Consider the following 19,090-nt stretch of genomic DNA (forward strand, 5'->3'; position numbering starts at 1 on the left):
AGGCACTAGAGCTATGAAAACGGAAAATTTAGATTTAATTAGCCTTAATCAGGAACTTACTCCTTTAAAAGCTATAGAAATCGTTCAATGGACCCAAGATAACTTCTCCAAAGGTTTGGTCATGAGTACTAGTTTTGGTATCCAGTCAGCCGTCATGCTTCACATGGTTACTCAAATTATTCCCGATATTCCCGTTATTTGGATTGATACAGGTTACTTACCTCCAGAAACCTATCGCTTTGCTGAAGAATTAACTAAAAAGCTGAAACTCAATTTGCAGATATATCAATCAGATCTTAGTCCCGCTCGTATGGAAGCACTTTACGGTAAGCTTTGGCAACAAGATGACCTTAAAGCATTAAACCGCTATGACTATCTCCGTAAAGTTGAGCCAATGAACAGAGCCTTGAAAGAATTAAATGCTAAAGCTATTTTGGCGGGATTGCGACGGGAACAGACCGATTTTCGTCAACAGTTACAAACAATCAATCTGCAAGGAGAACAATACAAGGTTCTACCAATCTTATCTTGGAACGCTAAAAATATTTACTATTACCTCCAAGAATATAATTTACCTTACCATCCGCTCTTCGACCAAGGATATGTTACTGTTGGCGATTGGCATTCCAGTCGTTCCTTAATGGCTGAAGACACTAACGAACGTTTAACTCGCTTTCGGGGTCTCAAACAGGAATGTGGTTTACATCTTCCCGTTGCCGCTTAAGTTGTCAAGCATTTAACCAAGGATAATCAAATCTGAGAGCGAACTCGCCATATCCAAATAATATATTGCGCCTCAATAAATTAAGGCGCGAATGGTATTTTATAAAAATTATTTATAGGGGGTGAAGAAGATTTAACTTCTATATTGAGTATGACATGGGAATAAGCGATTATCTATTACTTCAAGAAGTTTTCATACCAGGATGTAGATTGTATGAACCAAGATTTCTTTGAAACCACCATTTCATAAGCTGGTCAACATCGAATTTGACGAGCGAACCTGCCGTAGGTAGCCATCGCATACGGCGACATATTTCCTCTGCCAAGGAACGCGCGAGTTGTGGGTTGAGACTGACACGGAGACACGGGGAGGCGGCGATTCTCCTCTCTACCCTCTCAGTGTCTCCTTTCTCAGAACCGCGTCTTTTTTAGTCATGACCAACTACTGGCATTCCGCTGTTTGTTTTATGAAATGTGGAGCTAATTTACGAACAGTCTCTTAGCTGTTGACTTTTAGCCAATGACAATCGGTTTGCCCCCTATAAAGATTCGTATAACCGTACGTGCACAATATTGCACTCAACAATAGTTTCTGTTACATTTATTTACATAAAGAATAAAAAGTTTACAAAGCAGAGGTCTATTATGATAACTTTATTGGTCGCAGTATTCATCATTGGTTGGGCAGCAGCAGCAGTTATTGGAACACAGGCTTATTTCCGTGGCGAACAAACTAAGCCAATCCATGAGCGCAACCTCAAATCTGAATCTTTTGAACAACTAGCAAAATCTTTTACTGGTAGAGATATTGACTATAGTGAACGCACTCCTGCCTTTTCTCTTGACACGTACACTAGTAACAATCTTCCTCGAGCTTAAGTGGCGATCTTCTCCTAATCAGCACACAACCCCAAGAGCTAGATAGCGATACAGTTAGACAATGAGCTAATTTAACCGCAACCCAGCTTTCGGGGTTGTTTTTTTTGATATCTAAAATTTTGTCTTCAACTAGCTTAATAGCTAATTATTCGGCAGTAGCCAATTCAGTGCTACCGCGGGCACGACGACGAGTCAAAGTATTGAACAGCATTACGCCGATCGCTTTAACTAAATTTCCTTCAAGTTCTTGGAATAATTTCATGTTCAGACCAAAAGCATCATTAGCTTCGTCAACAATTCTTTGCGCAGTAGCTTCATCGATAGGTAGCTCGTTCATCGCTTGACGATAATTATCCTTAAAAGCTTTTTCGTCAGGAATATCTTCAAATTCATAAAATGCTGTTCCTTCCCCATCAGTGAGATTCATGGCTCTTTGAGAAATTTTCTTGAGGATTTGCCCTCCAGATAAATCTCCTAAGTAGCGAGTGTAACAGTGAGATACTAGTAATTCTGGATGAGACTTAGCAATTTCTCGAATACGAGCTACATAAGCTTTCCCTGCTTGAGTATTTTTAGCTTCTTCGCGCCAGTTAGCACCATAGTAGAAGTGCAAATCTTCCTCCAAACTCTGTTTTCGATTGAGTTCAGGAAAATATACTTTAGAAACTACAGAATGATCTTTAAGTTTTTCCATTTCCTCTTCCATTGCCGAGTAGACAAAGTAGAGACTAGTAACTAATTTGCGATAAGATTTCTTTTCAACTACTCCTTTAAGAAAACATTTAACAAAACCAACATTTTCTGCCATTGTATGAGACTGTTTAGTCCCTTCACGTAACATTGTGGCTAAATTAACGCTCATACTAAATTTCCCGTTTTTATGATTAACTTGCTGATCTATAAACTCTTGGCAAAAGATCTCAAAAATCTGCCTAATTTTTTAGATTAAACTGAATTAATGAGAATTCTTATTAAGAATTCTTACATCCAAGATAATTTTGATTAGTAACAGCGTAGCCCAGAAAATGTAGAGAAAGTCAAGACGAATTTAACAAAGATTGATAAGGACACTGTAAATGCTAAAAAAAATGGCAATTTTAGAGCTCAATTTTCTCTAAGGTGCGCTTAATATAGATAAATATAAGTTTGAATAATGCAAAATACGCACATAGTATCTAAAATTAAACTTTAGAAAGGTTTAATACAAGACAAGTAACTCAAACACAATGAGCATTTTTGCTTATAATCAGGACAGGATTTGTTACCTATTCTAAATTTTTTGTGTTTAATCAAAAAGTTACATGAATACTCTGTTACTAATCATAATATCAACCATATATTTAATATGCCCAGAATACTTGTAATTGACGACGATCCAGCAATCTCTGAATTAGTCTCTATTAACCTAGAGATGGCAGGCTATGATGTCAATCAGGCAGAAGATGGTATAAAAGGTCAGGCATTAGCTGTACAGCTACAACCAGACTTAGTTATGCTCGATCTTATGTTACCGAAGGTTGATGGCTTTACCGTTTGTCAGAGATTACGTAGAGATGAGCGCACTTCCGATATTCCAGTTTTAATGCTAACCGCTTTGGGACAAACCCAGGATAAGGTAGAAGGATTTAACGCTGGTGCCGATGACTATTTAACTAAGCCTTTTGAAGTTGAAGAAATGCTCGCTAGAGTAAGAGCTTTATTGCGTCGTACGGATCGCATCCCTCAAGCGGCGAAACACTCAGAAATTCTTAACTTTGGTCCTTTGACCTTAATTCCTGAACGTTTTGAGGCAATTTGGTTTGAAAAAACAGTTAAATTAACTCATCTGGAGTTTGAATTACTCCACTGCTTACTTCAGCGTCATGGACAGACGGTTGCTCCTCCTGAGATCTTGAAAGAAGTTTGGGGTTATGATCCTGATGATGATATCGAAACTATCCGCGTTCATATTCGTCATCTGCGAACTAAATTAGAACCCGATCCTCGCCATCCTAACTATATTAAGACCGTTTATGGTGCAGGATATTGTTTGGAGTTACCTAACTCTGAGCAAATCTTAGCTCAAGAAGATAAGGCAACGGTATAGCCTCGAAGAAGAGTCGATTGAGAAGCGAGTCACATGAAAAATTATCATTGCAGGTGGCTATTGATTTTGCGGAAAGAGACAATTATCAGCCGCAGAAAAAGATATCGGCTCCTCCTTTCTTGCTTGCTCTCTCATAACTCTGTTGTCTTGGAGATTAAAGATTTATTGCCAGCCAACAACGCTGTACCATAAGCAGCTTCGGTATTATTAGCTATGCTTACGGGGACTTTCAGATGGCGCTGACGAATTTTTTGCCACACATTGTTCTTTGCTCCTCCTCCTGCTGTATAGATGTGAATTAGTCGATCAGCACCTAAATCTTGTAATTTTTGATAACCCAAACCTTCGATACGTGAAATACTCTCTAATAAGCCATGTAGAAACTTGATGGGACTTGCGGGACGAGGTTCTAATTGAGGAGGTAAATTAGGATCGTTAACAGGAAAGCGATCGCCTGGTTGCAGGAGAGGATAGTATTTGAAAGGACTTGCTACTTCAGGATCAATTTGTTCAGATAAATACTTTAATTGTTCGTGATCAAAAAAGTGCTTTAATACAGCGCCACCAGTATTAGAGGCTCCCCCAGTTAACCAAAGTTTTCCTAATCTATGGCTGTAGATACCATACTTAGATGAATTGACTTTAGTTTGACTCAATAATTTTAAAACTAAAGTTGAACCAAGAGAGGTAACTGCTTCTCCTGGTCGATCAGCCCCACTAGCCAGAAAAGCAGCAATACTATCGGTAGTGCCTGTACGAACCAGACAGTCAGATGGTAAATTAAGGCGATCGCAGTTTTCTGAGGTAATTTTTCCCACTACTGCACCTGGAGATAATACTTGTGGATATAAATTGCTAAAAGGCAAATTTTGGAGCCAATCTGGATAACCAAGATTGTCTACGTCATATCCTAACTTGAGAGCATTATGATAATCACTGATGCCCAATTTGCCATGCAACAGAAAAGCTAACCAGTCAGCCTGATGAAAAAAATATCTGGCTTGAGCAAAGTAAGATTGTTGTTGCCACCAAAAAAGTTTTGCCAAACTAGAAGTGGCACTAATTACTAAATGATTTTTAGGGGCAATGCTTCTAATTTGTTCTAAGACACTGTTTCCTCTAGCATCGTTATACAAAATTGGGCAAGTGATTGGTTTTCCCGTAGCGTCACATAATAATACTGTAGAAGAAGTTCCATTAATGGCGATCGCCTTGAGCTGCTTCCTGATATCATTTGGTATTTGATTAATTAAATCAAAAAGTGCAATTTGCCAGGTATGTGCTAATTGTTCAGGAGCTAGTTTAGTAAAACTAAATTTTTCTGTGGCAATAATATTTTCTCTCTGATCGATGACTATTGCCCTAGCTCCAGAAGTACCAAAATCAATCCCTAGATAATGTTCCATTTCCACAATTGACAATGAACTTTGAACGCTATGACTAATAGTAGCAATCGATCTAATTCTAATGATTATCTAACCACTGTGGTTGGAGCAGGTTTTAGAACCTTGTTTTCTCCATAACTTAAGAGACGATCTAGAGTGTTTAAGCGATTTTCCCAGACTTTTACTTGATACGCATCAATGCTTTTAGTTTCTTCCATCCACTGAGGAAACTTACGTCGCAGAGAATTGAGAGAAATCTGAGTTGAGAAGAAATTCCGATTAGAAGGCTCATCCACTAGTTTTTGTAAATCATGTGCTAATCTGTCAGCATTTTCTCCCCATTCCTGTAACGTAATATCTTCAATAACTAACTGATTATTGGTTAAGAAAAAATTCCATTCCTTTTGTAAGCTTTGATAACGAGATAAAGTCACCAAAAATGGTTCTCGATGCGGTAAAGGTTGTCTAGGCTCGGAAGAAATACTACCCTGAGTACTATTAAAGATAGTCTCAAAATGAGAATTTAAATTTTCTGCTGCAAAAAGAGCATAGCCTTCGGTAGACATACCACGCAATAATTGCATTTGGTCTAATGCTCCTATTTCCGAAATATTCAAAAGCCTGATTCCTGGTAAAAGCAATGCCTTCCCGTGATCGAATTCACTTAGTAGGGGACTGGCAAGGGTATAAAGTTTCTCCGTGTTTTCAGCATAAGTCATGGGGATCAACATATCAATCCATTCTTTTGCTACCCAATTTTCCCAGTTTTGCTGAATTTTTGATGTGCGCTCTCGGTAGGGCATAGGAAATACTGCCGTTGAGAGAGTTAAATCAGGTCGGAGTTGTTTTAAATTCTGAGACACCGAAGCAACAAAACTATCAATCTGCTCAATCCGAAATTCCGTCCATTCCGACCACAAAGGATGTTGAGGATCTAACTGGATTGGATCTATTCCTGTTTGTGCTGCAAATTGCTCCCTTGCCACCCTACCATAACCGTAAGTAATCTTACCAGTGGGACTTTGAAATGGATAGCGAATATAGTCGAGATGAACTCCATCGACATCATAATCTGTAGCAATTTCTGTAAGTAGTGATGTCAGATAATTCCGAACATCAGGATTAGCAGGATCGAGGAAAACTTTACCAGAACTATAATGGAAGCGGCTACCCTCGTGATCTGTTAATGCCCAATCTGGATGCTTTGATAATACTGGCCCCAAATAATTGCGGGGTAGATTAATGATGGTATTGTGACGTTGGTTGACTGCGGCAAAAGTCCAAACCCATGCATGTAACTCCATACCACGCTCATGAGCTAGCTTAATTGCCACTTTGAGGGGATCCCAACCCTCCACTAAGGGGTTTTGTTTGGGAGCAACTTTACTGGGATAAATAGTATAGCCGGAATTAACAGTCTCAAAAAAGACCGTGTTGATTCCTGCTGTTGCCATGCGGTCAAAAATCTTGACCAAGTCTGCCTCAGATTTAGCTTTAACAATTGTGCCTCGATCGAGCCACATTCCTCGTACTTCTGAATGAGCCACAGGTCTATCTGATGGGTAATTATCCCACAATAGTTGTTTGGCAGCTAACCATTCAGCTTTGGCTTTAAGATAACTACGCTGATTTACCAAATTACGAAATCTATCAAGCCCATTACGAGCTTGCTCTAAGGCTCGGTGAGCATCTCGATACTCAGATTTGACTAAAGATTTTTCTTTTGCTTGATAATTTTTAGTCTGTTTGCTGAGTAACTGTTGAATCACGTCCGCCATCGAAATATCGATATCACTATAATAAGCATCGGCAGTTAGAAGAGTTGTCTCGAAGCGACCAATCAAACCTTCTAGTTCCTGTTTCATTATACGTATCTCAGCAGCAGAAATATCTAGATCTGACTCGTCTGGAGAGGCAAAATTTGAGGAGGGCAATCTGAACTCAGAGGGGTCTTGTAATAGTAGTAAATCATCGAGAGCAGAACGAGAACTCTTCTGAGCGATCTGGTTAAAATTGCAGTTTGTTCCGAAACTACCTTTGGTAGAGCTAGATCGATCATTACTATTAATACCGTTAATACTGTATCTATTTAGAGCCGACTCTAACCAATTTTTATTGAGAGTCGAGCCAACTAATTGAGCAGATTTCCAATTCCAGCCTAAAAAAGTCGAATTTTGCTCGATGAATGAAGCCCCAACATGTTTATTTTGTTTGACAGGTTTACTCGGGCAATAGTTTACTCTTTGTTTTGATGAATGGTCATTAATCACTGACTTCGGAGATAGACTTGCCGAGGCGATCTCTGACTTAATAGCTATTACTGGCAAAGTTAGTATAGTAGTAGGTAGTACAATAATAGTTAATTCAAGTAATTTTTTAATTAAAGTTATATTACTTATTGGCTTAATCTTAATGTCTATTGTTGGTTGAAGTTGTGGCAAATGCCCATCATTTTTGAACACTAATTTCTCCTTAGTATTTTATAGTTTACCAATAAATAATGTATTAATTTCGCATAGTAATAAGCTTACACAATTACCTATTATAATCTTGATGGTTAGATACTTGTATCGGTGATTCTGACGATAATTAGCTGTTTTTTCAGGATAGTTAGCAGATATTACGGTGAGTTGATTAGCATTTAAATTACATGAATTGGGTGAAAAGCTTCAAAATCAATCAAATTATAATAATCTGTAAAATTGCTTAAAAATGCCAAATAGCTTCTTATTTTGAGCGCTAATAATCTAAATATTATATTTAAATATTTAACTAATTTTACTATGTATTATTGTTGTTGTAAAACCTCGATTTATATTTGTATTCTTCAAAAGAATGTAGTATGTATTCCTGGAGAGACTGTTCGTAAATAAGTATTGGCGATCGCCTTAATAACTCGAAAAAGCTCAACATACTTGTCAATAATCTCTATGATATTTTTTAGCATATTTTAAACATATCATCTGAATATTGCTGTGATTGAAATCAGATAACTTTATATTATTTTCTAGTCTAATGATTCTGTTGAATATAAATTTTTCAAGAAGAATTAACTGTAAAGTTATCTGAAACGTAATTGTAATCCTTGAGCAACAATCAAAAGCAAGTTTTGACTCGAGTAAGACAGAAGTTGGGCTAGGCGGACTCGAACCGCCGACTTCCACAATGTCAATGTGACACTCTAACCAACTGAGTTATAGCCCATTTGAGACTCAACTATTATATCAACAAAAGAAGCGAAATTGCAGTCAATTGTTTGAATCTTATCTGAAAAGATTTTTTAATTTACACGAGTAAGCATTCTCAATCTAAAAGAACGCTCAATAGTTAATTAATTATCTTCTTTCAAGAAATCTTTAATCACTTTATGTTCATCGTGTTTTTGATGAGAAGGATTATTACGAGTATCAGTAATTAGCCAATCTAAAGCAGCTGCTTGCAAATCGATCGCCGCTCCTGTCTTATCAACGCAATAACGTCCAAAGACTAACTTGTCCACTAGGCGAATGCCTTCCCCTAAACGAGAATACTCAAAAATCACACTATTATCTACGGTGGCACCGCTACAGATATAACAATTAGGACCAATCATAGTTGGCCCAATAATTTTGGCACCGTCTTCAATTTTGGTCATACCACCAATATAGACTGGACCTTGAATATCGACTTTGTCCCAATTGACTGCCACGTTTAATCCTGTATAAATACCCGGGGCAACTTCATGACCAGGAATACTGACATTTTTAATTTTTTTAGTCAACACTCCACGAATAGCGTGCCAATAATCGGGAACCTTGCCAATATCAACCCATTCAAAGTCCATGGAGACAGCGTAAAAGGGAGCCTGTTTGGCAACCAACTTGGGAAACAGTTCTCCCCCAATATCGTACTCTTGATTTGGAGGGATATATTCAAAGATCTCTGGCTCAAAAATATAAATTCCTGTATTGATATCTGTGCTTAGAGCTTCTTCTACAGAGGGTTTTTCCTGAAAAGACTGAATACGTCCTTGCTCATCTGTGACCACTACACCATAGCTAGGAACGTCTTCTTTGGGGACTTTTTTGGTGATTACTGTGGCGATCGCGCCGTTGGCTTGATGCTGTTTAACTGCTGCAGTTAAGTCAAGGTCGATTAGGGCATCCCCACATAAAACGACAAAAGTATCGTCAAAAAAAGCATTAAAGTCTTGGATTTTTCTTAAGCCGCCAGCAGAACCTACTGCTTGTCCGACAAGTTTCCCATCAACAATGCTACCTTCAAACGAGTAACCAATATCCACACCAAAACGCTGACCATCGCGAAAATAGCCTTCTATTTCATGAGCCAAATGACTGACATTGACCATAATCTGGTCGAAACCATGCTGTCTTAGAAGTTCTAAGAGAAACTCCATGACTGGCTTTTGTAATATCGGAATTAGAGGTTTGGGAATTGTATATGTTATGGGACGAACACGAGTGCCTTTACCAGCCGCCAAAATCATGGCTTTCATCAAAGCTTCTCCTCAACCAGACTTATTGTAACTATTTAAACTATTCCAGTTTATCAACAATGGATGCCGAAAACTGAAGTTTACGAACATGAATTTAAGGGACGAACACTTAGGTCTTGATAAAATTCTTCTTGAAATAATTCTACTTTTGATTGAGCTGAGAGTAAAAGTAAAGCCCAAAAAATTCCTGCTCGATCTAGATCAGAATCTTCCTCGGTACCAGTGTCAGTTGAATCAGAACTATGCCAACCTTGTAATAGTTGTTCCCAGTCTACATAATCTTTATCTGAGGCTAACTGAGTCAGATTCAAATATAAAAAGCTTTCCAACTGAGCTGCTAACTCGGTTAAATTTTCATTATGAGCTAGTTGAGCGATCGCCTTAATAGCTGCACTACGAGAACGCTGGGAACGACGAGGGGAACTGTCGGTAGCTGCCGCTTCAATTTCAGCAGCAATATGTTCTAATTGTTCAATTAATTCTTGTAGGGTTACACGCCTTTTTCCCATAGGCTTTAAGGAAGTACGACGACGAATATGCTGTTCTAAATTTGCAGGCAGAGTTCGTGTTTCACTACCCGTCAAAATTTCTGATTCCAAAAATTCTTCCTCCTCCTCTATTTCCAATAGTTCTTCCTGCAATAGATGGAGACTGTCAGCTTTAAACAACACTAACATTGAAGCCCACAGAAATGCTTGTCCAGAACGTGGTAAGTCCGCTTCTTGTTGAGGTGAATCGGACTCAGTTTCGCCCATTAGTCCTAATTCAGCCAAAAAACGGTCAATAATAGTGATCACAGGAACATCCCAAGGATCAATTTCTCCTCGTTCTGCGAGATTGATTAAGTTAGCGATCGCTTCTTGCGCGGGGGTGATAGTCATAATCCATCATTTATAATCCATAATTGGCAATTTTTACAAAACTACTGTAAAAATTAATCTCGCTAACTTGAATTGATGATTAATGATGATTTTCGACTACGAAAAACTAATTCTCGATCCTTAATAATTGAGCTTGACAAGGTGGCGAAGCGTCTTCGCCACACAGCCCTAAAATAAAGGGCTTCGCCCCAGCTATAAGCCATAAGCTCTAAGCTTTAAGCTTTTTGATAAATACAGAGAGTGATTGTCATAGTTAACAACAAAATGTTGCCACCATGGTTTCAAGTTACAGTTGATTGAGGTTCTTTATGGCGAATGTGTTTATAGTCTGGATCTAGCCAACATTGAGGTAAAGCTTCGCCTGAGGGAAAAATCAACTCAGATTTTACAAAGGTTTCTGGATCTTGCATTTCTTCCCCTGCATGAAATCTACCCAGCACTTCTTTCTTAAAAGGATCGTAAAGGTTTTCCACTTCTAGTAACTCTACCAACTCACCATGAGATTTTGATTTAAGAAACATAATATGTCTCCCTAGTTAATAAACCCTGATATTTCTTTGATTCTAGCGTGGTTAATCGACACGGAATATAACAGACTGTGAAGTAAGAAAAATGGTAGAAATGAATGTAATAAGTAGTTACGTATTCGATAGTAATTACATAAGATTTAGATTATGTTAATCAATACCAAGCTTCCCTTAAGTAGCGATCGCCTTCAAAGACAAGACCAAACTTTAAGTTTGGCAGGGATGACTTGGATAGATTACGAAAAATTTAATTCCGAAGAATATCCAGGTTATAGAGTTTCTTATTTCAATGGAGTAATTACTTTAGTGTCTCCCAGCAAGAATCACGAAAGAATTGCCCAAACCATTGCTATTTTAGTATCTGCTTACTGTAGAAAGTTTAATTTACCTTATTTCCCGATGGGTTCTACCCGATTGGAGAATAAACCATTGGCAGGAAAAGAGCCAGATGTTAGTTTTGCTTTCAATACGGACAAAGATATTCCCGATCTAGCAATTGAAGTTATATTTTCTAGTGGTAGTCTTGATGATCTAGATAAATATCAAGCGATCGGAGTTAAAGAGGTTTGGTTTTGGAGAAACAGTAAAATTACTTTTTATCAACTAGAAACTCAAGGATATGTAGAAGTTACTACTAGTAAGCTTTTACCTAACTTGACATCCGAAATACTGGAAAACTTTGCCAATCAGGGACTCACTAAAAGTCCTTTAATCATCGAAGCCGATTTTTTACAGCAGATTAAATAGAAAATTTAAGCTGACAATTTAGAGATTACGTAAAGATTAATCCTCCTAAAATATATATATACGCTTGATGTGGATTAATAATGCTTATTTCTGAACTATTTTGTTGGTAATTTATCCTTCATAACTAGATTTATCTCTGGGGGAACTTTCCCCCAGACCCCCAGTTGGGGAAGTGACGGCTTCCCCAAGCCCCTTCGTAACTAAAGTTCAGTCAAGATATCTGTTTTGCTAGCTCATTTTTCTAGAAATGGTGAGTTTGACTCACATAATACGAATACGATTTAAACTAAGATATGAATTCTCTCGATCGCAAACTATTTCGCGACTTATGGCACGCCAGAGGACAGGTAATTGCGATCGCCTTAGTTGTTGCCTGTGGGATCGCTAGTTTTGTGATGGCAAGGAGTTCCTATGCCTCCCTTACTCTGACTCAGACTACTTACTATAATGAATATCATTTTGCTCAAGTTTTTGCCTCTCTCAAACGGGCCCCAGAAACCCTAAATGAACAAATAGCAGACATCCCAGGAGTAGCCCAAGCCCAGACTCGGATTGTGGTAGACGTTACCCTGGATGTTCCAGAATTGCCCGAACCAGGAACAGGAAGACTGATTTCCATTCCCGAACAACAGATATCGATGCTGAATCAGCCATATATCCGTAAGGGAAGATATATCGAATCTGGAAGAGGCAATGAAGTATTAATTAGCGAAGCTTTTGCCAAGGCAAATAAATTACAGTTGGGCAATAGTATTGGGGCAATTATTAACGGGCGATGGGAACAGTTACAGATTGTAGGAATTGCGCTCTCTCCTGAATATGTTTACGAAGTGCGAGGGGCGGGAGAATTATATCCCGATAATAAGCGATTTGGGATTATTTGGATGGGTCGCAATGCCTTGGGTAAAGCCTATGATCTAGATGGAGCATTTAATAACGTTTCTCTCTCTTTGAGTCCTGGAGCCAAAGAAATTGAGGTGATTACTCAATTAGACCGACTACTAGCTCGCTATGGTGGTTTAGGTGCTTATAGTCGAGACGATCAAGTTTCCCATCAAATACTCTCAGACGAGATTAAAGGTTTAGAGATCATGGCGACTATGTTGCCTTCAATTTTCTTGGGGATTGCGGCATTTTTACTCCATGTAGTTCTCTCACGGTTAGTCGGTACCCAAAGGGAACAGATCGCTGTCCTCAAAGCTTTTGGTTATGACAACTTTGCCATTGGTTGGCACTACCTCAAATTTGTACTGACAATTGTCACTATTGGTTCTTTTCTGGGCATTCTGGGTGGCTTATGGTTAGGCAGAGGACTCACGCAAATTTATACTCAGTTTTATAAGTTTCCCCTACTACGTTTTGATTTTAGCCCCAGAGTATTAGCTGCTGCGATGATCGTAAGTTATTCTGCCGCGGCGATCGGGGCATTTATGGCAGTAAATAAGGCGGTTACTTTGCCACCAGCTCAAGGAATGCGCCCTGAACCACCTTCTCAGTTTAAACCTACTATTATCGAGAGGTTAGGCTTACAGCGTTTCTTTTCCCCTGCGGGGAGAATTATTTTACGAAATCTAGAACGAAAACCGATACAAGCAAGTTTATCAATTTTTGGGATTGCTTTAGCAGTAGCGATCTTAATTACAGGCAATTATATGAAAGATGCTGTTAACTATTTGATGGATTTTCAATTTCGTCAGGTACAAAGAGAAGATATGACTATTGTTTTTAATGAGCCTCGCCCTTCTCGTACCCGTTATGAGGTCAGTAATTTATCTGGAGTAATTGAATCAGAACCATTTCGCTTAGTTTCAGCTCGGCTTAGATTTGAGCACCGTACCTATCGCACCGCTCTAACAGGTATTGAACCCCAAGGAGAGTTCCGTCGCCTGATAAATAAGAATTTACAAACTGTTCGTCTTCCTCATGATGGAGTCGTGCTAACAACCAAACTTGCAGAAATTTTGGGCGTAGAACCTGGAGATAGATTAACAGTTGAAGTTTTAGAAGCTAATCGCCCTGTGCGACAGGTTAAAGTAACTGGGTTAGTAGATGAATTGCTGGGGGTACAAGCTTATATCAATATTGATGCCTTAAATCGTTTTATGCGAGAGGGACAGACTATTTCTGGCGCTTATCTGACGGTAGATTCTTCTCGTGCCAATCAACTTTACGCAGAGTTGAAACGTATTCCTGCCGTTACTGGCATATCGACTCGGCAAGCGAGTTTAAAAAGTTTTGAGGACATCAGTGCCGAAAATCTAAAGATTATGACGACTTTCCTTGTTGCTTTTGCTTGTATTATTACCGTGAGCGTTGTTTATAATTCTGCTCGCATTGCCTTATCCGAGAGAGGAAGAGAACTAGCTAGTCTACGCATTATTGGTTTTACGAAAGGGGAAGTAGCTTTTATTTTGCTGGGAGAACAAGCAATTTTAATCGCGATCGCTATTCCGGTCGGTTTTTTAATTGGCTATGGTTTGGCAGCATTAATGTCTTCTGCCTACAATTCTGAACTTTATCGTTTGCCTTTAATAATTAACAACTCTACCTATGCTTTTACTTTTGTAATTGTGATCCTGGCTGCTTTTGGTTCAGGATTAATTATTCGTCGTCAAATCAATCGCTTAGATCTTATTGCTGTGTTGAAAACTAGAGAATAATTTATTTCCTTAGACATTGTTGGCAACTAAGTATAAATACTTAATATTATTGAGGGAATTGTAAACAGATATTGCAACCCTTGGGAAAATATTTGGATCTTACCTGAATCTCAAAAACCTTCGCGATAATCTATATAACCTAGACATTATCAACAAAACATTTAGGAGATTTTTCATGGACAATGAGCTATACAAATATAAGATGATTTGCACTTTAAAATTTGGTGATATCTACGGTCAAATAATAATTTGGTTAATTGTAATTTTTATTAGCTTAGCAACCACATTGGCATTGTGGAGTAGCACCAGACAAATTTACGCTTTAGCAACTGTGGGAATTGTCTTAGTGCTTTCTTTGCCCTTTTTATTATTTGCCTTCGTGACTACACTGCTGAACAGAATCGAATTTGTGCCCATGGAAGAAGAATTGTTTAGTAAGACAATCAAAAGTTCCAGCTCTCGAGCATCCAATTCCGAGTCAGCAGCATCCCCCAGCTAAGTTAAGTTCTTTGGGTTAGGGAACGCGCAAATTAGTGGTTGAGGTAGGTGGGGAGATAGGGAAAAAAAACTAAAATTTTGTTTTTCATCCCTCATCCCTCATCCCTCATCCTTCATAATTTGCACTATGCGCCCATTCCTGAATATTGTTTCAAACCTAGACGCCATAACCAACGATTAACTGCGATAAACGCTATCGTCCAGACAATCATAATCAAAATACTTTTGCCAAAATCAACAGGAAGTCCCATCAGCAATGCAGCAGGAAAGTGCATCATATAGGGAAATGGAGTCCATTCCACAAATTGTCTAACGATCTGGGGAAAAACTTCTAAAGGGGCAATTGTACCTGAAAGGAAGATATAGAATAAAAACCAAAATTGTTGGATGGCGCTAGCTCTCTCTGTCCAAAAGGCTAACATCGCAAAAGTATATTGAATTGCGAAGCGCAGGGTAAATGCTAGGGCGATCGCCAGAATGACTAATAAGATATTTATTGGTTGAGGAAACCAGATAGCATCAGGATAGAGAATAAAAAAGAGACCACAAAATAAAGCAATTAGGGGCAAACGGGTCATTTTTTCAGCTAAATGTCCAGCAACATGATGCCAAACTGGATCTATGGGCTGTAGTAGACGGAGGGAAAGCTTTCCCTCTATTATTTCTTGTTCAAAATCCCAAATCACCCAGATCGCCGTAAACTGCCTGACAATAAAAACACAAAAGAAATAGCGGGCAAAATCAGTAGCACTCAAACCAAAATCTCCACCTTGAGATGCTTGAATCCATACTCCCATCAGAATAATGGGCAGAGAGTTAGATAATGCCCATAAAAATATTTCGGCACGATACTCTAGCATATAAGCGTAGTAAGCCAAGAAAAATATTTTGGCTTTTTTAATCAGTAGTTTCACTAGAAAAATATGTTCTATAAAAGATGTTTAAGATGAGGTTCGTCGTGGAGAGATTTAACTACCTGTTTAATATCTTGAGTATGCTCTTTATCGACAACCAGAGTTACGTTACCATCGCGAACAATAACAACATCTTTTAAACCAATAGTAACGATAACTTCATCATGATCGCTGGTGTAGATGATCGTATTCTGAGTATTCTTACCAATATGAGTACCTAATTCAACATTTTCTTGACTGCCCTTTAATAAACGTTCGACTCCATTCCAATCTCCTAAGTCATCCCAGCCAAAATTGGCGGGTAAAACATAAGCTAACTGGGTTTTTTCCATGAGAGCATAGTCAATGCTTTCTTTTTCTAGTTCAGCATAAGCATCTTGACCTTTTTCAGCTAGTAAACTTAACAACTTGGGCGCATATTTTTGCAACTCATTTATAACAACCCCTACCCGAAAAATAAACATCCCACTATTCCAGCTAAATCTACCTGTATCGATAAATGACTGGGCGGTTTGCTGGTCGGGTTTTTCGGTAAAGCGAGTCACTTTATAGACTGGTAAGCCATCAATCTTAGCTTTCTCCATCCCCTGTTCAATATATCCATAACCCGTCGCCGGCTGATTCGGCTTAATACCCAAGGTCACTATCGAGGCTTCGGTTGCAGCTTCCTTAGCTGCCACCTTGAGTGTTTTGGTGTAGGCATCTATATCTCCAATCCAGTGATCGGCAGGAAAAAATCCTACTATGGCATCCTCACCATATCTCTTAGCCACTTCCAAAGTTGCCCAGGCTACTGCGGGAGCTGTATCTTTGCCTTGGGGTTCGATTAAAATATTGGCTTCTGGTAACTCTGGTAATTGTTTTTTAACTCCTTCGGCAATAATCGCTGAGGTGATCACCCATAGATTGTCCCAACCTTCTGCTAAATCTAATAGACGACTTGCGGTAGCTTGTAATAAGCTGATGCCAGTACCATCAAGACATAAAAATTGCTTAGGTCTTTTAAGACGACTTACTGGCCAAAAACGCTCTCCTTTGCCACCAGCCAAAATAATTGGGATTAATTTTGTTTCCATTAATTTTTCCTTTATTGTTAAGGTTTTGACGATGATTCGGTCTACTTCGTGGCTATGATGATTTCCGCGATTGTTTATCTTGATCAATTGCCCTTGACTAGGGTGGTACTATGTAATTTAAAATTTCTTTCCTATATTGGATTTTTGCTTTCTTGTTGCTTGTCTGTATTCATAATCAGAAAACAATCTTATTTTGAGTGTTTTTTTAGAAGTTTCCTGCATCTTAATTAACATATGTTAAAAAAACAACAATTTACCAAATAAAATAAGCCGAAGTAATTTGTATGATTGATGAGAGAGCACAGATTAAGAATAAACATATTGGCAAAAGCAGGCTCGTTAGCCAGACAAATAGGCTCAGAATTCACAGGTCGTTAATACCACTTCATCTTATTGAGCAACAGGCTAATAAAAACCAGATTAACCTATCCCATCAACCTTCATGGTTTTGGCACAGATATTCTCGTTGGTCTTGCTTTGTTCGTGGTTTTTTTTGGGGCGGATTGATCGCTTCAACAGCAATTTTCTCGGCTGGGTTTGGTGCCGCTGTGACTAAAATCGATTTGGTGGAACAGGCGATCGCTGCAAAGATTTCTCCTAATACTTCCGAAGTTGAGGGTGAGATTCAGCCCAATTTTGCTCATCCCGTTCACATCTTACTGATGGAGGTAGAGCCTGGTGCTGAAAACATAGTCAAGTTTTCTAATGCTGCAAGCGGCACAAGTAAAGCAATTCTCCTGTTGAAATTTGAACCTGAAATCGATTTTGCCCAGGTAATTAATATTCCTACTGACAGTCGAGTAAAAATCCCTGGATTTGGTTGGGGGACAATTGCCGATGCTAATCAATATGGCGGTATAGAATTGGTCTCGGACATGGTTTCTCAATTGCTAGATGGCGTTACTATCGATCGCTATATCCGTGCGACTCCCCAAGCTTGGCAAAAATTGAGTGCTAGTGGCAAACTGACTCTCAAGACTTGTGACTTTCGCATCCAAGATTGCTCTGACAAATTAGAACAAATTGCACGGCAGCGAGCTGCCTTTGAATATATTCGCCAGCGTCTAAATATTCCTAACTATTTTGCTAACTTTAAATCAACGGTAGAAACAGTTCAACCGCAATTAGATACCAATCTTTCTAGGGCAGAAATTATCTCTGTAGCGGACTTTCTAGCAGAACTTGATGCCGAGAGTATCAGTGTGGATTTACTATCCGGTTATACCCCAGGTAAATCACTAATGGCCAAAAATAAACCTCATCTCACTCAACTAGCGAAGTCGGATTCTGAAAACAAAACATCTAATAACAAGAAATCTGATAAAAGTAAGCATGTCTCTAGCCTTGTAAACCAATCCGCTCCTTTTCTTAGTCGTCCAATTGCGGTGCAAAACACTACTGATAACCCTGAATTGGCGATGCAGGTCGTAGCTTATCTAAAACAACAAAATTTCCAAAAAGTTTATTTCGTTGATCGGATCCCGTTAAAATTAGATCAAACTAAAATTATTATTGACCATAGTCAACTGCGAGCAGCAGAGCATATCAGAAATATTCTCGGTTTTGGTGATCTAGAGACAAAAACCTATCCTATAGAAGAAAAACTGACGATTCAAGTAGGTGAAGATGCCCGTTTATTACCCTTAGATAACCATCCCCCTAAAAATAGAAAATCAAAAAATATTTATTTTCAATAGTCTTATGATCTTGTCTCAATTAAAACAGCGTTTACTTAACCTACTGATTATTATCGCGATCGCCGTAGTTTGGGTATTATTAAAAGCGACCCCTGCCATCGCCCAAGACAGCGCGGTTAACTATACTTATAGCGAGATTAGGGGACAAGATTTTTCCCATAAGGATTTGGTAGGTGCTGTATTTGCTGCTGCTGATGCCAGAGGAGCCAGTTTTGAAGAATCAGATGTCAGTAATTCGATTTTGACTAAGGGAATTTTTGTTAATACCAACCTTAAAGGAGCAAATTTTACTAGCTCCTTAATGGATCGGGTTGATTTTAATAATTCTGACTTAACTAACGCTATTTTTCGAGATGCAGTGGCTACCAGCACAAATTTTGAAGGGACTACTATTACGGGAGCAGATTTTTCCGACGCAATTTTAGACCGCTATCAAATTTATCTGATGTGCCAAAGAGCAGAAGGCACTAATCCTACTACTGGAGTAGAAACAAGATATAGTTTAGGCTGTCGGGATTAACT

At 38.7% G+C, this 19,090-nt stretch carries 16 protein-coding genes and 1 tRNA gene; 8 read left to right on the plus strand and 9 right to left on the minus strand.

Annotated features, from left to right (window positions below; genetic code table 11):
• The first annotated feature begins 13 nt into the window (after positions 1-13).
• The gene (gene cysH, locus PLEUR7319_RS0118300) at positions 14-724 is read left to right on the plus strand and encodes a phosphoadenosine phosphosulfate reductase (RefSeq protein ID WP_026102623.1); all 711 of its coding nucleotides are present in this window, start codon (positions 14-16) and stop codon (positions 722-724) included.
• A 644-nt stretch (positions 725-1,368) separates the two neighbouring features.
• Positions 1,369-1,602 (plus strand): photosystem II protein, Psb35-related, encoded by a 234-nt coding sequence (locus PLEUR7319_RS0118310; RefSeq protein WP_019506682.1) that lies wholly within the window; start codon positions 1,369-1,371, stop codon positions 1,600-1,602.
• A 145-nt stretch (positions 1,603-1,747) separates the two neighbouring features.
• Here PLEUR7319_RS0118310 and PLEUR7319_RS0118315 read toward each other — a convergent pair whose 3' ends face one another.
• Entirely contained in the window at positions 1,748-2,464 is a 717-nt protein-coding gene (locus PLEUR7319_RS0118315) for a heme oxygenase (biliverdin-producing) (RefSeq protein ID WP_019506683.1), read from the minus strand.
• Between the two features lie 483 nt (positions 2,465-2,947).
• On the opposite strand from PLEUR7319_RS0118315, the gene PLEUR7319_RS0118320 reads away from it, so the two are divergent.
• Positions 2,948-3,688 (plus strand): response regulator transcription factor, encoded by a 741-nt coding sequence (locus tag PLEUR7319_RS0118320; protein ID WP_019506684.1) that lies wholly within the window; start codon positions 2,948-2,950, stop codon positions 3,686-3,688.
• Between the two features lie 131 nt (positions 3,689-3,819).
• Here the strand turns inward: PLEUR7319_RS0118320 and PLEUR7319_RS0118325 are convergent, their stop codons facing one another.
• The 6 genes from PLEUR7319_RS0118325 to PLEUR7319_RS0118350 form a co-directional block, all read right to left on the minus strand.
• Positions 3,820-5,094 (minus strand): FGGY-family carbohydrate kinase, encoded by a 1,275-nt coding sequence (locus PLEUR7319_RS0118325; protein ID WP_019506685.1) that lies wholly within the window; start codon positions 5,092-5,094, stop codon positions 3,820-3,822.
• Positions 5,095-5,159: 65 nt separating this feature from the next.
• A complete protein-coding gene (locus tag PLEUR7319_RS0118330; protein WP_019506686.1) occupies positions 5,160-7,535 on the minus strand; it encodes a glycoside hydrolase family 10 protein in 2,376 nt (791 codons plus the stop codon).
• 668 nt (positions 7,536-8,203) lie between these two features.
• Positions 8,204-8,277, minus strand: a tRNA-Val gene (locus PLEUR7319_RS0118335).
• Between the two features lie 127 nt (positions 8,278-8,404).
• A complete protein-coding gene (locus tag PLEUR7319_RS0118340) occupies positions 8,405-9,568 on the minus strand; it encodes a sugar phosphate nucleotidyltransferase (RefSeq protein WP_019506687.1) in 1,164 nt (387 codons plus the stop codon).
• A gap of 80 nt (positions 9,569-9,648) precedes the next feature.
• On the minus strand, positions 9,649-10,449 hold the full coding sequence (locus tag PLEUR7319_RS0118345) for a segregation/condensation protein A (RefSeq protein ID WP_019506688.1): 801 nt from the start codon (positions 10,447-10,449) through the stop codon (positions 9,649-9,651).
• Between the two features lie 281 nt (positions 10,450-10,730).
• Positions 10,731-10,970: a hypothetical protein gene (locus PLEUR7319_RS0118350; RefSeq protein ID WP_019506689.1), complete on the minus strand. Its 240-nt coding sequence runs from the start codon at positions 10,968-10,970 to the stop codon at positions 10,731-10,733.
• Between the two features lie 153 nt (positions 10,971-11,123).
• On the opposite strand from PLEUR7319_RS0118350, the gene PLEUR7319_RS0118355 reads away from it, so the two are divergent.
• From PLEUR7319_RS0118355 to PLEUR7319_RS0118365, 3 genes are all read left to right on the plus strand, one after another.
• Entirely contained in the window at positions 11,124-11,723 is a 600-nt protein-coding gene (locus PLEUR7319_RS0118355; protein ID WP_019506690.1) for a Uma2 family endonuclease, read from the plus strand.
• A 293-nt stretch (positions 11,724-12,016) separates the two neighbouring features.
• The gene (locus PLEUR7319_RS0118360; RefSeq protein ID WP_019506691.1) at positions 12,017-14,383 is read left to right on the plus strand and encodes an ABC transporter permease; all 2,367 of its coding nucleotides are present in this window, start codon (positions 12,017-12,019) and stop codon (positions 14,381-14,383) included.
• A gap of 175 nt (positions 14,384-14,558) precedes the next feature.
• Complete coding sequence (locus PLEUR7319_RS0118365; protein WP_019506692.1) at positions 14,559-14,882, plus strand: hypothetical protein; 324 nt, start codon at positions 14,559-14,561, stop codon at positions 14,880-14,882.
• A 124-nt stretch (positions 14,883-15,006) separates the two neighbouring features.
• Here the strand turns inward: PLEUR7319_RS0118365 and PLEUR7319_RS0118370 are convergent, their stop codons facing one another.
• Both PLEUR7319_RS0118370 and PLEUR7319_RS0118375 read right to left on the minus strand, forming a co-directional pair.
• Entirely contained in the window at positions 15,007-15,795 is a 789-nt protein-coding gene (locus PLEUR7319_RS0118370; protein WP_026102625.1) for an ABC-2 family transporter protein, read from the minus strand.
• Positions 15,796-15,809: 14 nt separating this feature from the next.
• Positions 15,810-16,871, minus strand: a complete 1,062-nt coding sequence (locus PLEUR7319_RS0118375; RefSeq protein ID WP_019506694.1) for a mannose-1-phosphate guanylyltransferase — start codon at positions 16,869-16,871, stop codon at positions 15,810-15,812.
• A 284-nt stretch (positions 16,872-17,155) separates the two neighbouring features.
• On the opposite strand from PLEUR7319_RS0118375, the gene PLEUR7319_RS0118380 reads away from it, so the two are divergent.
• Positions 17,156-18,568 (plus strand): LCP family protein, encoded by a 1,413-nt coding sequence (locus PLEUR7319_RS0118380; RefSeq protein WP_019506695.1) that lies wholly within the window; start codon positions 17,156-17,158, stop codon positions 18,566-18,568.
• Positions 18,569-18,572: 4 nt separating this feature from the next.
• A complete protein-coding gene (locus PLEUR7319_RS0118385) occupies positions 18,573-19,088 on the plus strand; it encodes a pentapeptide repeat-containing protein (protein ID WP_019506696.1) in 516 nt (171 codons plus the stop codon).
• The last annotated feature ends 2 nt before the right edge of the window (positions 19,089-19,090 follow it).

The organism is Pleurocapsa sp. PCC 7319 (genome assembly GCF_000332195.1).
GTDB lineage: Bacteria > Cyanobacteriota > Cyanobacteriia > Cyanobacteriales > Xenococcaceae > Waterburya.

Excerpts from the sequence above, each read along its gene's own strand:
- cysH (WP_026102623.1), top strand. The coding sequence starts at position 14 with ATGAAAACGGAAAATTTAGATTTAATTAGCCTTAATCAGGAACTTACT.
- PLEUR7319_RS0118310 (WP_019506682.1), top strand. The coding sequence starts at position 1,369 with ATGATAACTTTATTGGTCGCAGTATTCATCATTGGTTGGGCAGCAGCA.
- PLEUR7319_RS0118315 (WP_019506683.1), bottom strand. The coding sequence starts at position 2,464 with ATGAGCGTTAATTTAGCCACAATGTTACGTGAAGGGACTAAACAGTCT.
- PLEUR7319_RS0118320 (WP_019506684.1), top strand. The coding sequence starts at position 2,948 with ATGCCCAGAATACTTGTAATTGACGACGATCCAGCAATCTCTGAATTA.
- PLEUR7319_RS0118325 (WP_019506685.1), bottom strand. The coding sequence starts at position 5,094 with ATGGAACATTATCTAGGGATTGATTTTGGTACTTCTGGAGCTAGGGCA.
- PLEUR7319_RS0118340 (WP_019506687.1), bottom strand. The coding sequence starts at position 9,568 with ATGAAAGCCATGATTTTGGCGGCTGGTAAAGGCACTCGTGTTCGTCCC.
- PLEUR7319_RS0118345 (WP_019506688.1), bottom strand. The coding sequence starts at position 10,449 with ATGACTATCACCCCCGCGCAAGAAGCGATCGCTAACTTAATCAATCTC.
- PLEUR7319_RS0118350 (WP_019506689.1), bottom strand. The coding sequence starts at position 10,970 with ATGTTTCTTAAATCAAAATCTCATGGTGAGTTGGTAGAGTTACTAGAA.
- PLEUR7319_RS0118355 (WP_019506690.1), top strand. The coding sequence starts at position 11,124 with ATGTTAATCAATACCAAGCTTCCCTTAAGTAGCGATCGCCTTCAAAGA.
- PLEUR7319_RS0118360 (WP_019506691.1), top strand. The coding sequence starts at position 12,017 with ATGAATTCTCTCGATCGCAAACTATTTCGCGACTTATGGCACGCCAGA.
- PLEUR7319_RS0118365 (WP_019506692.1), top strand. The coding sequence starts at position 14,559 with ATGGACAATGAGCTATACAAATATAAGATGATTTGCACTTTAAAATTT.
- PLEUR7319_RS0118375 (WP_019506694.1), bottom strand. The coding sequence starts at position 16,871 with ATGGAAACAAAATTAATCCCAATTATTTTGGCTGGTGGCAAAGGAGAG.
- PLEUR7319_RS0118380 (WP_019506695.1), top strand. The coding sequence starts at position 17,156 with ATGATTGATGAGAGAGCACAGATTAAGAATAAACATATTGGCAAAAGC.
- PLEUR7319_RS0118385 (WP_019506696.1), top strand. The coding sequence starts at position 18,573 with ATGATCTTGTCTCAATTAAAACAGCGTTTACTTAACCTACTGATTATT.